At 66.5% G+C, this 13928-nt stretch carries 10 protein-coding genes and 1 pseudogene; 7 read left to right on the forward strand and 4 right to left on the reverse strand.

The window, feature by feature from the left end; all coding sequences use genetic code 11:
- From mfd to VNW74_RS11280, 7 genes and pseudogenes are all read left to right on the forward strand, one after another.
- The coding region (gene mfd, locus VNW74_RS11250) for a transcription-repair coupling factor (RefSeq protein ID WP_325676743.1) at positions 1–2803 on the forward strand (2803 nt) is incomplete at its 5' end.
- Positions 2804–2818: 15 nt separating this feature from the next.
- Positions 2819–3766 (forward strand): annotated as a pseudogene (locus VNW74_RS11255) (nucleoside triphosphate pyrophosphohydrolase); the annotation flags it as partial.
- A 485-nt stretch (positions 3767–4251) separates the two neighbouring features.
- Positions 4252–4983: a lytic transglycosylase domain-containing protein gene (locus VNW74_RS11260; protein WP_325676745.1), complete on the forward strand. Its 732-nt coding sequence runs from the start codon at positions 4252–4254 to the stop codon at positions 4981–4983.
- Positions 4984–5071: 88 nt separating this feature from the next.
- Positions 5072–6361 (forward strand): phosphopyruvate hydratase, encoded by a 1290-nt coding sequence (gene eno / locus VNW74_RS11265; RefSeq protein ID WP_325676748.1) that lies wholly within the window; start codon positions 5072–5074, stop codon positions 6359–6361.
- Positions 6362–6372: 11 nt separating this feature from the next.
- Entirely contained in the window at positions 6373–7032 is a 660-nt protein-coding gene (locus tag VNW74_RS11270) for a septum formation initiator family protein (protein ID WP_325676750.1), read from the forward strand.
- Positions 7025–7516, forward strand: a complete 492-nt coding sequence (locus tag VNW74_RS11275) for a DUF501 domain-containing protein (protein WP_325676752.1) — start codon at positions 7025–7027, stop codon at positions 7514–7516. Before VNW74_RS11270 ends, VNW74_RS11275 begins: the two co-directional genes overlap by 8 nt.
- A complete protein-coding gene (locus tag VNW74_RS11280; RefSeq protein ID WP_325676754.1) occupies positions 7507–8454 on the forward strand; it encodes a Ppx/GppA phosphatase family protein in 948 nt (315 codons plus the stop codon). The genes VNW74_RS11275 and VNW74_RS11280 overlap by 10 nt, the downstream gene beginning before the upstream one ends.
- A gap of 22 nt (positions 8455–8476) precedes the next feature.
- On the opposite strand, the gene VNW74_RS11285 is transcribed toward VNW74_RS11280, so the two are convergent.
- The 4 genes from VNW74_RS11285 to VNW74_RS11300 all read right to left on the reverse strand — a co-directional run bounded on the left by VNW74_RS11285 (position 8477) and on the right by VNW74_RS11300 (position 13822).
- Positions 8477–9868: a PPE family protein, SVP subgroup gene (locus VNW74_RS11285; RefSeq protein ID WP_325676756.1), complete on the reverse strand. Its 1392-nt coding sequence runs from the start codon at positions 9866–9868 to the stop codon at positions 8477–8479.
- Between the two features lie 56 nt (positions 9869–9924).
- The gene (locus VNW74_RS11290; protein ID WP_325676758.1) at positions 9925–11355 is read right to left on the reverse strand and encodes a PPE family protein, SVP subgroup; all 1431 of its coding nucleotides are present in this window, start codon (positions 11353–11355) and stop codon (positions 9925–9927) included.
- 15 nt (positions 11356–11370) lie between these two features.
- Positions 11371–11640: a hypothetical protein gene (locus VNW74_RS11295; RefSeq protein WP_325676760.1), complete on the reverse strand. Its 270-nt coding sequence runs from the start codon at positions 11638–11640 to the stop codon at positions 11371–11373.
- Positions 11641–12028: 388 nt separating this feature from the next.
- Positions 12029–13822 carry an NAD-binding protein gene (locus VNW74_RS11300; RefSeq protein ID WP_325676786.1) on the reverse strand — a complete coding sequence of 598 codons (1794 nt, stop codon included), beginning with the start codon at positions 13820–13822 and terminating at the stop codon, positions 12029–12031.
- Positions 13823–13928: the final 106 nt, after the last annotated feature.

Raw genomic sequence — 13928 nt, forward strand, 5'->3', positions numbered from 1 at the left:
GGCCAAGCTCGCCGAGGGCATCCCGGTCGACGGCATGGAGGCGCTGCTGCCGGTGCTGAGGCCCGACGACTTGTCCCTGCTGACCAATCAGCTGGCCGACGGCACGCCGGTGCTGGTCTGCGACCCGGAAAAGGTCCGGACGCGCGCGGCTGACCTGATCAAAACCGGCCGCGAGTTTCTCGAGGCCTCCTGGTCGGTGGCCGCGTTGGGCGGTGATTCGCCGATCGACGTCGAGCAGCTCGGCGGATCGGGATTCCGCCAACTCGACCAGGTGCGGGCCGCCACCCGGCAGTCCGGCCACCCGTGGTGGACGCTCAGCCAGCTTTCCGACGAGTCGGCCGTCGAGCTGGACATCCGGGCCGCGCCGTCGGCTCGGGGTCATCAGCGCGACATCGACGACATCTTCGCGATGCTCCGTGCGCACGTCTCGACTGGCGGGGTCGCTGCCGTCGTCGCGCCCGGGACCGGGACCGCGCACCGCGTGGTCGAACAGTTGGCCGAATCCGACACGCCGGCAACGATGTTGGAGCCCGGAGCGGAACCCAAGGCCGGCGTGGTCGGGGTGCTGAAGGGGCCGCTGCACGACGGCGTTGTCTTTCCGGGCGCTTCGCTGGTGATCATCACCGAGACCGATCTGACCGGTAACCGGGTGACTGGCACCGACGGCAAACGCCTGGCCGCTAAGCGCCGCAACACTGTCGACCCGCTGGCTTTGACCGCGGGCGACTTGGTTGTTCACGACCAGCACGGCATCGGACGATTCGTGGAGATGACGGAGCGCACCGTCGGCGGAGCCCGCCGCGAGTATCTGGTGCTGGAGTACGCGTCAAGCAAACGCGTCCACAACGAGACCGACAAGCTTTATGTGCCAATGGATTCGCTGGACCAGCTGTCCCGGTATGTCGGTGGGCAGGCGCCGGCGCTGAGCCGGCTGGGCGGCAGCGACTGGACCAACACCAAGACGAAGGCTCGCAAGGCCGTCCGGGAGATCGCCGGCGAGCTGGTGTCGCTGTACGCCAAGCGGCAGGCCTCCGCGGGTCACGCGTTCGGGCCGGATACCCCATGGCAGGCCGAAATGGAGGACGCCTTCGGCTTCACCGAGACCGTGGACCAGCTCACCGCGATCACCGAGGTCAAGGCGGATATGGAAAAACCGGTGCCCATGGACCGGGTGATCTGCGGTGATGTCGGCTACGGCAAGACCGAGATCGCGGTCCGAGCGGCGTTCAAGGCGGTTCAGGACGGTAAGCAGGTCGCGGTCCTGGTGCCCACCACGCTGCTGGCCGATCAGCATCTGCAGACCTTCGCCGAACGGATGGCCGGCTTCCCGGTCACGATCAAAGGCCTGTCGCGGTTCACCGACGCGGGCGAATCCCGCGCCGCGATCGACGGCCTGGCCGACGGCTCGGTGGACATCGTGATCGGCACCCATCGGCTGTTGCAGACCGGTGTGCGGTGGAAGGACCTCGGCCTGGTGGTTGTCGACGAGGAACAACGATTCGGCGTCGAGCACAAGGAGCACATCAAGTCGCTGCGGACGCACGTCGACGTGCTGACGATGAGCGCCACCCCGATTCCGCGCACGCTGGAAATGAGTTTGGCCGGGATTCGCGAGATGTCGACGATCCTGACCCCGCCGGAAGAGCGTTACCCGGTGCTGACCTACGTCGGGCCGCAAGATGACAAGCAAGTCGCCGCGGCGCTGCGCAGAGAACTGCTGCGCGACGGACAAGCTTTCTACGTGCACAACCGGGTCAGCTCGATCGACCAGGCCGCAGCGCGGGTGCGAGAACTGGTGCCGGAGGCCAAAGTCGCCGTCGCGCATGGCCAAATGCCCGAGGATCTGCTGGAAACCACCGTGGAAGGATTTTGGAACCGCGAATTCGACATCCTGGTGTGCACCACGATCGTCGAGACCGGCCTGGACATCTCCAACGCCAACACCCTGATCGTCGAGCGCGCCGACACCTTCGGGCTGGCGCAGCTGCACCAGCTGCGTGGTCGGGTGGGCCGTAGTCGCGAACGTGGTTATGCCTATTTCCTTTATCCGCAACACACGCCGCTGACCGAGACCGCCTACGACCGGCTGGCGACGATCGCACAGAACAACGAGTTGGGCGCCGGCATGGCCGTGGCGATGAAGGATTTGGAGATTCGCGGCGCCGGCAATGTGCTGGGCGTCGAGCAGTCCGGACACGTCGCCGGGGTGGGTTTTGACCTGTATGTGCGACTGGTGGGTGAGGCGGTCGAGGCTTACCGTGCCGCGGCGGACGGGAAGACCGTCACCACGGTCGAAGAGCCCAAAGACGTGCGGATCGACCTGCCGGTCGATGCGCACCTGCCGCCGGACTACATCCCCAGCGACCGGCTACGGCTGGAGGGCTACCGGCGGTTGGCCGCGGCATCCAACGACAGCGAAGTCGATGCTGTGGTCGAGGAGCTCACCGACCGCTACGGCACGCTGCCGGAAACCGCCCAACGGTTGGTGGCCGTGGCACGACTTCGGCTGCTTTGCCGCGCCGCCGGCGTCACCGAAGTGTCGGCGGCGTCCGCTGCCACGGTGCGGCTGGCGCCGATGACACTGCCGGACTCCGCCCAGGTGCGACTGGCGCGGTTGTATCCGGGCGCGCGCTACCGCGCCACGACGGCGACGGTGCAGGTCCCGATCCCACGCGCCGGTGGCGTCGGAGCGCCCCGAATTCGTGATGTCGAGCTGGTGAAAATGGTGGCCGATTTGGTCTCGTCGCTAGACGGGGGAGAATCGAGCAGGGTTGGTGTAAGGGATTCGGCAAGCGCCGGTTGAGGAGGGGCAGACAGGATGACTGTCGTCTTGGTCGATCCCCGCCGCCCGTCGTTGGTTCCAGTGGAAGCCATCGAGCTGCTCACCGGTGAGGTGCAATATACCGAGGAGATGCCGGTCGCGGTGCCCTGGACGCTGCCGGCCGCGCGCCCCGCGCACACCGGGGAGGACGCTCCGGTGCTGTTGTCCTCGGACCCCGAACACCCGTCGGTCACGGCGCGACTGGCTGCCGGCGAGCGGCTGATCTCCGCACCCGACCAGCAGCCGGGGGAGCGACTGGTGGACGCGGTCGCGATGATGGACAAGCTGCGAACCGCCGGACCGTGGGAAAGTGAGCAGACTCACGACTCGTTGCGCCGGTTCCTGTTGGAAGAGACCTACGAGGTCTTCGACGCGGTCCGCAGTGGCGATGCCGATGCGCTGCAAGAGGAACTCGGCGACGTGTTGCTGCAGGTGCTATTCCACGCCCGCATCGCCGAGGACGCGCCACAGCATCCGTTCACCATCGACGATGTCGCCGATACGCTGCTGCGCAAACTAGGCAATCGGGCTCCGGGAGTTCTTGCTGGAGAGTCGATTTCGCTCGATGAGCAGTTGGTTCAATGGCAAGAGCGCAAAGCTCTGGAGAAGCAGGCGAAGGCCCGGAACTCGGTCATGGACGATGTGCCCACCGCTCAGCCGGCGTTGGCGTTGGCGCATAAGGTGATTCAGCGCGTCACGCGGGCGGGATTGCCGGCGGACCTGATCCCATCGGAAATTACGTCGATTACCGTGGCAGCTGATGTCGATGCTGAAAATGCTTTGCGCACCGCAGTTTTAGAATTCATGGATAACGTACGGGGGGCCGAGCAGTTGATCGCCGCTCACCGCCGTGGAGACGATGTCCCAGCAGAGCTGGACGTCGCTCCGGTGGGCGCGATCACCGGGGAGGAATGGCGCGCGTACTGGCTACCCGCCGTCGAGGAACTGGCCGACGCGGACGAGGTAGACGAGCTAGAGGAGTTCGAGGAGCCGGAAGCCGAGTCCCAGGACGTTGTCGACGAGACAGCAGACGGTGTCGACGAGACGGAGGGCGAGGCCGTCCAACCGGACGGCGTTGCTGAATCGGACGTCGAGGCCCGGGACGATGAGCCCGCGCAAGATTTGGCGGCCACGGCGGCCACGGCGGCCAAGGCCGCCACCTCCGACGGTGAAGCTCGCGACCAGTCGCCGGGCGGGGGACAGGGCGATCAGCCCAGTGAACCAGAGTAGATCGGCGAGCCGGTCAGCCGGCCGTCTCTGGAACCTCTCGACACGCCCGGCAAGGGTCCAAACCGCCCGGTCGGATGCGGTGTGGCGTGCATCATTTTCGCTGGACAATTGCGGTCTGGGGCACAGCCCGCGCCGACGGTCGGCTGACCTACTCGATTCCCGTGGGACCATGGTCGGGTAAGCGCGTGTAGGGGAGTGTTGTGTCGCCGGTCCGTTGGCTGCGGGCGTTCGCCGTCGTAGGTGCGGCGGCGCTGCTGTTGGCATCGAGTTGTACCTGGCAGCTGGGCCCCTACATTCCGAAGGGTGTACCCCCACCCGCAGGCGCTCCGGTGCCGCCGGTCGACACCCACGCCAAAGGTCGCCCGGCCGATCAGCTGCATGGCTGGGCAGTCGCACATGCCCCGGCGCTGAAAATCCCCGTCACCGCGCTGGAGGCCTACGCTTACGCCGCGCGGGTCGCGGAGGTGGAAAACCCGGGCTGCCACGTTGCCTGGACGACGCTGGCCGGTATCGGCCAGGTGGAGAGCCATCACGGTACCTATCACGGGGCCACGTTGTATCCCAACGGAGACGTCCGTCCCCCGATCCGGGGTGTGGTGCTCGACGGGACCAATGGCACCTTGCGCATCATCGACAGCGAGGCGAGCGGTATGGACGATGACTCCAACGCCGTGCGGGCCATGGGGCCGATGCAGTTCATTCCGGAGACATGGCGGGAATACGGCGTGGACGCGAACAACGACGGCGTGATCAGCGTGGATAACATCGATGACGCCGCGTTGTCAGCTGCGGGCTATTTATGTTGGCGGGGAAAGGATCTCGCCGCCCCCCGAGGGTGGATGGCTGCGCTGGGTGCTTACAACAACTCCGACGTGTATGCGCGTGCCGTGCGCGACTGGGCTACCGCCTATGCGGCGGGTCACTCGCTCTGACCCAGGCTTTAGGCTACTGGTGGCAGTCGCGGAAACCCCTGAGAAAATCGAGGAAGTCCGTAGCCCTGACGACGCAAGGAGAAACCCAGTGCCGATTATCGAGCAGGTCGGAGCCCGCGAGATCCTCGATTCGCGCGGAAATCCGACGGTCGAGGTCGAGGTCGCCCTGATCGACGGGACTTTTGCCCGCGCCGCGGTGCCCTCCGGTGCGTCGACCGGAGAGCATGAGGCCGTCGAGCTGCGTGACGGCGGCGACCGGTATGGCGGCAAGGGTGTGCAGAAGGCTGTGCAGGCCGTGCTCGACGAAATCGCTCCGGCCATCATCGGACTCAACGCCGACGATCAGCGGCTGGTCGACCAGGCGCTGCTGGACCTCGACGGCACCCCGGACAAGTCCCGGTTGGGCGCCAACGCGATCCTCGGGGTATCCCTGGCGGTCAGCAAGGCGGCCGCCGATTCCGCCGAGTTGCCGCTGTTCCGCTACCTCGGCGGCCCCAACGCGCACATCCTCCCGGTACCGATGATGAACATCCTCAACGGCGGCGCGCACGCCGACACCGCCGTCGACATCCAGGAGTTCATGGTGGCCCCGATCGGGGCGCCGAGCTTCGCCGAGGCGCTGCGCTGGGGTGCGGAGGTCTACCACGCGCTCAAGGCGGCACTGAAAAAGGAGGGACTGTCGACCGGCCTCGGTGACGAAGGCGGCTTCGCCCCCGACGTGCCCGGCACCAAGGCTGCGCTTGACGTGATCAGCCTGGCCATCGAGTCCGCGGGTTTCAAAGTCGGCGCCGACGTGGCGTTGGCGCTGGATGCCGCAGCTACCGAGTTTTACACCGAAGGCACTGGCTACGCGTTCGAGAAAAAGACCCGCAGCGCCGATCAAATGACGCAGTTCTACGCGGAGTTGCTCGACTCCTATCCGCTGATTTCTCTGGAAGACCCACTGGCCGAAGATGATTGGGATGGATGGGTGGCCCTGACGACGTCCATTGGAGACCGGGTGCAGATCGTCGGCGACGACATCTTTGTCACCAATCCTGAACGGCTGGAAGAAGGTATCGACAGGGGAGTGGCAAATGCCTTGCTGGTGAAGGTCAATCAGATCGGGACGCTGACCGAGACGCTTGACGCGGTCGCGCTGGCGCACCACAGCGGATACCGAACGATGATGAGCCACCGCAGCGGCGAGACGGAGGACACCACGATCGCGGATCTGGCGGTGGCTGTGGGCTGCGGACAGATCAAGACCGGCGCGCCCGCACGCAGCGAACGCGTCGCGAAGTACAATCAGCTGCTGCGCATCGAAGAAGCGCTCGGCGACGCCGCCCGGTACGCCGGCGATCTGGCATTCCCCCGATACGCGCCGGAAGCCAAATAGCGGCAGGAACCATGCCCGAATCGAAACGGCCAGAACCGAAGCGGCGCTCACCTGCCTCGCGCCCGAGTCGGGCCGGTGATTCCGAACAGGGCCGGCCGCGCAAATCACCGGCAGCCCGTCGCGGGCCGAATGCATCCCGTGCCCAGCCGGAGGCCGTGGAACCCATCAAACGTGCGATCGTCGAATCAGCCGAGCAACGGTCCGACCAACGGCTTGGCCTGACCGCGCGCAGGGCCGCGATCCTGGCGGCGGTTGTCTGCGTGTTGACGCTCACCATCGCCGGCCCGGTCCGCACCTATTTTGCGCAGCGCACTGAGATGAAACAGCTCGCCGCCTCCGAAGCCGCTCTGCGGCAACAGATCGGCGATCTGCAGCAGCAGAAGGTCAAGCTCGCGGACCCGGCCTACATTGCGGCGCAAGCCCGCGAGCGTCTGGGCTTCGTGAAGCCGGGCGACATCCCATACCAGGTCCAACTCCCCCCGTCGGCGGCCCTGCCCGCAGGGCCGGGGAGCCAACCCACGCCCGCGGTCAGCACCGACCCGTGGTACACGTCGCTGTGGCACACCATCGCCGACGCCCCGCACGGCCCGCCGACCTCCGCTCCGCAGCCACCCGCGCCGCCACCGGCGGCGACACCGGCCCCGCCGAATCCGCCGCCGCGCGGTGGCTGATCGTGCCGACCTCGACGCGGTGGCGCGCCAGCTCGGCCGTGAGCCGCGTGGAGTGCTCCAGATCGCTTACCGGTGCCCCAACGGTGAACCCGGCGTGGTGAAGACGGCGCCGAAACTGCCCGACGGCACACCATTTCCGACGTTGTACTACCTGACGCACCCGGCGCTCACCGCTGCGGCGAGCAGGCTGGAGTCGTCGGGCATGATGCGAGAGATGTCGCAACGGCTGCGGTGCGACCCCGAACTGGCCGCCGCCTACCGGCGGGCCCACGAGTCATATCTGGCCGAGCGGGATGCCATCGAGCCGCTCGGGACCTCGTTTTCCGCCGGTGGCATGCCCGACCGGGTGAAGTGCCTGCACGTGCTGATCGCGCACTCGCTGGCGAAGGGCCGGGGAACGAACCCGCTCGGCGACGAGGCGGTGGCGGTGCTGGCGGCCGAGCCGGCGATGGCCGGAATCTTGTTGCCGGAGCAGTGGACATGACTCGGGTGGCCGCAATTGACTGTGGTACCAACTCGATTCGGTTGCTGATCGCTGACGCGGGTGCTGGTCGGCTGCGCGACGTACACCGCGAGATGCGTATCGTGCGGCTCGGTCAGGGCGTCGACGCGACTGGTCGGTTCGCGCCGGATGCGTTGGAGCGCACCCGCGTCGCGCTGGTCGACTACGCAGCCGTGTGCGCGGCGAATGACGTCGACCGGATACGCATGGTCGCCACTTCGGCCGCGCGCGACGCCGCCAACCGGGACGTCTTCTTCGCGATGACGGCCGATGTGCTGGGCTCCGTGGTTGACGGCTCCGTCGCTGAGGTGATCACCGGCGCCGAAGAGGCCGAACTGTCTTTTCGCGGTGCGGTCAGCGAATTAGACCCCGCCGCAGCTCCTTTCGTGATCGTCGACTTGGGCGGCGGGTCGACCGAGATCGTGCTCGGAGCGGACGCCGTGGCGGCGAGCTTCTCGGCCGATATCGGCTGCGTGCGGCTGACCGAGCGCTGCCTGCACTCGGACCCGCCCACTGCGCCCGAGGTGTCCGCTGCCCGCGAGGTGGTTCGCGAGCGGCTCGGCGAGGCGCTGCGCGTCGTCCCGGTGGAACAGGCCCGCACCTGGGTGGGGGTGGCCGGCACGATGACGACGATTGCGGCGCTCGCCCAGGACATGACGGCGTATGACTCCGCGGCCATTCATCTTTCGCGGGTCGGTATGGACCGGCTGCTCGCGGTGTGTGACGGGTTGATCGGCATGTCTCGCGCGCAGCGCGCTGCGCTCGGGCCGATGCACGAGGGACGGGCCGATGTGATCGCCGGCGGTGCAATCGTGATCGAGGAATTGGCGTTCGCGCTGCGCGAGCGCGCCGGCATCGACGCATTGACGGTCAGCGAGCATGACATCCTGGACGGCATCGCACTCTCGATCGCCGACTGATCCGTTGCGATTTAGCGGCTGCTCATCCCAACGGGCGGTGTCTGATCGAGATTTCGAGCAGGCGCTTCTTCTGCTCCTTGTACTCTTCATCGGTCAGACGTCCCTGGTCGCGGAGCTTGGCGATATCGCGTATCGCGGCCGCGACTCCGGTGACGACCGTTCGTGGCGCGGGCCTCGCTTCGGCCTCACCGTCACTCGCGGCGCCTGGACCACGAGTCGTCAGGCGCGCGTGGGTGATCGCCTTGCGGTTTTCCTGGGTGTCGCCGGTCGCCGGCGGGCCGGCCATGGCTTGCCCTGCCATACCCCCCAGCCCCATCTGGTTGAAGGAGCTTGCCGACCCGACTTCCACCGCTGGCGCGGTTGCGGCGGGGCCCGGGTTGGTGATCGGCGAAACCATTGCGACCGAGCGTATCTCCGGCGCGGCGACAGTCCAGTTCGACGGGACCGACAGTCCCCCAACCATGTTCGCTTCGCCAAAGGCAGCCGACATCGTCGGTGCCGGAACCCCGCCGGGAGGTAGGCTTTGAAGGGTCGCCGGAAACGGCTGCACCGGCACGTCCGCGGTCCCCGGCCACGGTTCTGTCCCCTCCCAGCCGCTGATGATGTCATCCGTGTTTTGACCGGAGATAGTGCCGAGATAGGCGATGGGAAAGTCCACCGGCCCAGAGAGGGCATCCATCGGGATGATCCCGAAAAGGGTGACCAGGTCAGTCGGTGCACTGAGGAAGACGCTGATCAGGTTGCTCAGGGTGTCCAGCGAGCTGCTCTGGGCGGGCGCAGCCGCCGCCGACAATGCCTGCGGCACAGTCGATATGGTGCTTTGCACGTTACCGGCAGCGGTGCCGCTGGCCTGGCTGACTGCGGCAGCCTGGCTGGCCGTTCCGCCCGGATCGGTGGTCTGATCCGGTGAGGTAAACGGGGTGAGCGTGGTCGCGGCTGCCGACGAACCCGCGTAGCCGTACATCGCTACGGCGTCCTGGGCCCACATTTCGCCGTACAGGGCCTCGGTAGCCGCGATTGCCGGCGTGTTCAGACCGAGGAAGTTCGTCGCCACCAGGGCCGCCAGCAGGCTGCGGTTGGCGGCGATCTCCGGCGGCGGCACCGTCATGGCAAAGGCCGCCTCGTAGCCGGCGGCGGCCGCCCGGGCTTGGGCGGAGGTCTCTTCGGCCTGCGCAGCGGTGGCGCTCAGCCATTCCACATAGGACCCGGCTGCGGCCGTCATCGACGTGGACGACGGACCTGACCAAGACCCGGAGGTCAGCGCCGACACGACTGACTGATAAGCGCTTGCCGCCGTATACAGTTCGTCAGCCAAGCTGCCCCAGGCTTGCGCAGCGGCCAGCATCGGCCCCGATCCCGGACCGGTATACATCCGGCCGGAGTTGATCTCCGGCGGATAGATCCCGAAATCCATTGCTGCGCATTCCTCTTCCAGGCAACCGGCGCTCGCGCCGTACGGCGGCGGGCGGCTCAGCGGCCGAGCAGGCGATTCTTCTGCTCGGTGTACTCGTCGTCGGTCAGAATTCCTTCGTCGCGGAGCTTGGCGAACTCGCGTAGCTCGGCCGCGACTCCGGTGACTACGGCCCGAGGCTTGCCTTTAGGAGCCTCGTCTTTATCGACTATGGCCGCACTGCCACCAGTCGTCGCTGTGCCCGGAGCGCGAGCCGGTGCAGCAGCGCCTTTAGCCGTCTTGCCGGCAGCCCGGCCGACGCCGGTGCCTACGGTTCCGGACATGGCTCGACCGGCCATTCCCGCGAGCGCCATCTCGCTGAGCATGCTTCCCGAACCGGCTTCTGCCGCTGGCGCGGCAGCGGCGCTTGCGGCGGTTTCCGGCAGCGCCGGCAGCGTGTACGAGATGGGACGCACCGCCGGTGTGGCGACCGTCCACGTCGGCGGCACGGACAATGCGCCGACCGTGTTGGCCTCGCCGAGACCGGCCGAGAGGCTGGGCGGCACGGTGCCCGGGGGCAGGTTCAGCAACGACGCCGGGAACGCCTCTACGGGTGCCGGCCCGGTTTCTGGCCAGGCCTTTTCCCCGTTCCAACCGCTGACGATGTCGTCCGTGTGCAAACCGGTCCCGGCACCGATGATGTCCAAGGGAAGGGCTGTGACTCCTATTACGCCGAAGGGTATGTCGGCGGCGAAAGTAGCGATGGCCGACGGTGCGTCGAGAAAAATAGAAATCAGGTCGCTCAACGTGCCCAGCGGATCGCTAGCCTGCGCCGGCGCCGCGGCAGCCGACGTCGCCGCGCTCGTCAGCGCGTTGGGTACCGATGAAAACGCTTGCTGAATCGAGGACACGGTGCTCTGCACGTTGCCGGCCGAAGTGCCGGTGGCTTGGCTGACCGCGACTGCCTGGCCGGCCGACCCGCTCGGGTTCGTGTTCTGTTGCGGCGGCGTGAATGGTGTCAGCGTTGTCGCGGATGCCGATGAAGCCGCGTAGCCGTACATCGCCGCGGCGTCCTGGGCCCACATCTCACCGTATTGCGCCTCGTTGGCCGCAATCGCCTGCGTGTTTCGGCCGAACAGGTTCGTCGCCACCAGCGTCGTGAGCTGACTGCGGTTGGCGGCGACCATCGTCGGCGGCACCGTCGACGTAAACGCCGCCTGGTAGGCGCCGACCGCGGCTTTGGCTTGGGCGGCCGTCTCCTCGGCCTGTGTGGCGGCGGCGGTCAGCCACGCGGAATAGGAAGCGGCAGCCGCAGCCATCGATGCTGACGACGGTCCCGACCACGACCCTGCGGTCAATCCCGAGACCACCGATTGATACGAGTTGGCCGCCGAATGCAGTTCGGCGGCCAGTCCTTGCCACGCTTCTGCGGCGGCGATCATCGGTCCGGACCCGGCCCCCGCATACATTCGACCGGAGTTGATCTCTGGCGGATAAATCCCGAAATCCATTGCTAAGCAACCCCTCTAGTTCACCGCGATCGAGTTGGCCCAGTCGGTGGCGCCTTTCGTCTCGCCACCGGTTTGGGTGGCGGCCGGCAATGGCGCGCGCCCGACCGGGGCCGCGCCAAGGGCTATCGCGTGAATGGTGGCATGCGTTACGGCTCTTGTCGCTTCCCGCGTCGGCGCGTCGGCTGCGCAGGCTGAGAGTGGCACGGGCGTCACCGCGGCGACGGTGTGCGACAAAATCACCCGCCGCCGCTGCGGACATTCGGGCTCATCGGTCCCAGAAAACATCGCTTTCCCTTTCCGGTAATGACCGGGTGAATCAGCAAATTTGTGGCGTTAGGTTCTGGTTTAGGGTGCCTACCAGCACACCGTCTCGGCCGTCAGGCAATCCCATTATCGGTTCTTTACGGAAGCTGGACAATTCATGACGCGTTCTTAATAGCCATTGTCGCAGTTATCACTCGTATTTCTCAGGTTAATCACCTATATTTCTCAGGTTCATCGATTCGTCAGCATCGCATCACGTCGGGTCGTGGTGCGACGCCCGCTTCCCCCTGGTCCGCCGGCCCGGCCTGCAGTTAACCCGATTCTAAAACCCAACTCCTGTGAGTTAGCTGTCAACGCAAGCCAGCCCAGGCCTGACCTGTTCGACTGCGCGGGTGGAGTCCCGGCCTGCTCAACCGGTCTTTGCTTGGCGGCCGACGTTGAGGGTTAGGGCTTGAGCATCGTGGTTGTCGCCGAGGCGTTCCTCGTCGGTCGCGGGTTGCCGCGGAGGCAGCCCTCTGCGCAAGGAGGCCAGCAATTCCCGGTAAGGGCCGACGAGGTAGACCGTGTCGCCTGCGCAAAGCCGGTGGTCCCGGCGTGGGCGCAGCTCTACGGCCGCATCCTGCCGAGTGAACGCGATAACGCGGGTTTCACTGGACAACTCGGACATCTGCAGCCCGTCAAGTTCGCTGCCGGGCGCCACCCGCATTGCGCCGACCATGAAGGAACTCTGCCCGACCGAAAACGTCCCGAGCACTTCCAGGCCACTCGCGGCGCCAATGAACCATGGCGCGGCCAGCTCGACGGCGGACCGGACGTTGTCGAACCCGAACCGCTGGGCGACCGCGAACCCCAGCGCGCGGTCGTAAACGCGTAGTACAAGCGGAACCTCGGCGCGCCGGTTGATCTCGGGCAGCACTCGCGGTCCCAGCATTTCGGCCAGGATGATCCCGGTCTCGATATTGATCATGTCGTCGCGGGTCACCACTGCCACAGCGCGGGCGCGGTCCACCCGCGCTGATTCCAGCGTCTGGAGCAGCGTCGCGTCCCCGAAGATCACCGGTACGTCAAGTTCGCGTGCCACGGACACAAAGCGGTTCTCCTCGTCGCGCTCGATCACCGCGACGTCGTGTCCGCTAGCGGTCAGATCGGTGACGACGCGGATCCCGAGCTCGCTCAGCCCTACGACGATGACGTGGTTGCGCAGGTGGCGGGCGCGCGGGCGCGAAGCAGCCAGGACAAAACGCTGCGAGAGCAGCACGTCCGCGATGAACGCGACCAGCAAAGCAATGGTGGTCGCTCCGCTGAACATCAACATGGCGGCGAACAGGCGTAGCCATATCACCTGATGGCCGAAGCTGAAGTCGCCGTAGCCGGTTGTGGTGATCGTCTCGACGGTGAAGTACAGCGCGTCGATCCACGACATCCGCGGGCGCTGGTAGTTGTAGTGCAACACGATCATCGAGGTGGCGAGCAGAATGCTCGCGCCTGCCAAGGCGGGATAAAACGCCGGATTGAAGTCATTGAGCAGCACCCGGAAGGCGTCGAGCACTCGACGCAACCGAGGCCGTCGTGCGCGCGTTCCGGTCGGCTGCCGAAGCTTGACGCCGCGGTCGGCCGCGTCGTCAGCGGTCCCGATCATCATCGTCCAGTCACCGTCGTGCACCCGCTGATCGCGACTCGGACAAGCCACCACCTCGCCCGGGGTGGGCGAGTTCTCGCCGCGAATGATCGCTACCGGTGCCAAGTCGCCGTAGATCTCCCACAGCGTCCCGTCCCGGGGTGCTTCGCTGCCGTAAGCGACGAATTTGATGCCGGCCGCCTCGAACGGGTGGGTGGTGTGCGACAGGCAGGCTTCCACGACCGACGGCGCCGCGAGCTCGGCGACGTTGAAGATCGCACCGGGCCCGTTGTCGTCGGCCACCGCTGCGCGCAGCACATCGTTGGTCAGCCGCGCCACCACACGCAGGTTCGGGTTGGATCTTCTTGCCAGCAGCGCGATTTCGAGATTTGTGGCGTCATCATCTCCGGCACATACCACGGCGATCGCGCTCGTGACTTCGGCGCGCGCGAGCGAGCGGGCGACGCCGGCGTCGGCAAGCTCTGTGTTGTCCAGCTTGACAACACGCGCGCCGGCCCTTTTCAGCTCGTCGATGATCGTCGTGGCCAGCGCATCGTCACCGCTGACAATGATGTGATGATGCATGCTCTCATTCGCCACTCGGGAATACCTGATCGCGATCGAGTCCAAGACCCAGCGCGGGTAGGCACCCGCTTTGCCGATGCCGTTACCGACAGAGGTTACACCACGG

Origin of the sequence: Mycobacterium sp. (genome assembly GCF_035570115.1) — a bacterium.
GTDB lineage: Bacteria > Actinomycetota > Actinomycetes > Mycobacteriales > Mycobacteriaceae > Mycobacterium.